This is a genomic window from Mycolicibacter sinensis, from assembly GCF_001667945.1.
GTDB classification, from domain to species: Bacteria; Actinomycetota; Actinomycetes; order Mycobacteriales; family Mycobacteriaceae; genus Mycobacterium; species Mycobacterium sinense_B.
This window is the reverse complement of sequence record NZ_LZJK01000026.1, coordinates 1-731: the sequence shown is the minus strand read 5'-3', so window position 1 is coordinate 731 and position 731 is coordinate 1. Positions and strand designations below refer to the sequence as shown.

The window sequence follows — 731 nt, the reverse complement described above, 5'->3', positions numbered from 1 at the left end:
TGAGCACACCGTCGGATCATCGCCGGCGTCGAAGCCCAGTGGCTGCAGGAAGAGATCGGCCGCGGTCTGCGCGAAGGTCGGTGACGGCGTGGACAAGGTGGTCGGGCCGATGAAGAACGCGGTATCGGCGAGCAGGTTGACGTCGGTATAGGTGGCGTGGACCGCCGGCGCGGTGAGCACCCCGCCCGCGACGGTGCTGGCAATCGCAATCGGCGTCAAGGCCTTGGTCAGCATCACGGGGCGTCCCCTTCACCGCAGAAGCTAAAGAATTCCTGAGGGCGATCATGGCAGCGACGCCGGACAGAAGTCAATGGACTGCCATCTGGGACGGCCGCTGTTCCGGGCTCCTACCACCGCGGCGCCGTTGACTCTCGTCATGCGAGAATGCCATTATCGGCTTTTCATGTCCTGTCGGCCGGCTCTTACATAAAAACTAGGTGTGTCGGAATGAACGTAACCAAAGCTTTCGCCCCGCTCGCCGCCGCGAGCGTGATCGCCGCCGGCGTCGCCGCAGCTCCGGTCGTCCAAACGACATTCGCCCGGGTGGCCCTGCTGTCGGACACCGCGATCTTCGTCGGCGGCACGATGTTGCCGACGCCGTCGGCGGCCTTCGCGCAGACCGCGGCCGATCTCTTCCTGCAGCCACTGGGCTTCGACGCCGGCGATGATCCGACGGTGTGCGTCATCGGCGTCGGCACCTGCGATTCGCCGCTGCAGGTGCTCTCCACCCC

The 731-nt window shown here is 65.7% G+C and carries 2 pseudogenes; one reads left to right on the top strand and one right to left on the bottom strand.

The annotated features are described in order from the left end of the window. Positions 1-234: pseudogene (locus A5694_RS02380) on the bottom strand (PE-PPE domain-containing protein); the annotation flags it as partial. Positions 235-447: 213 nt separating this feature from the next. On the opposite strand from A5694_RS02380, the pseudogene A5694_RS02375 reads away from it, so the two are divergent. Next, positions 448-731: pseudogene (locus tag A5694_RS02375) on the top strand (PE-PPE domain-containing protein); the annotation flags it as partial.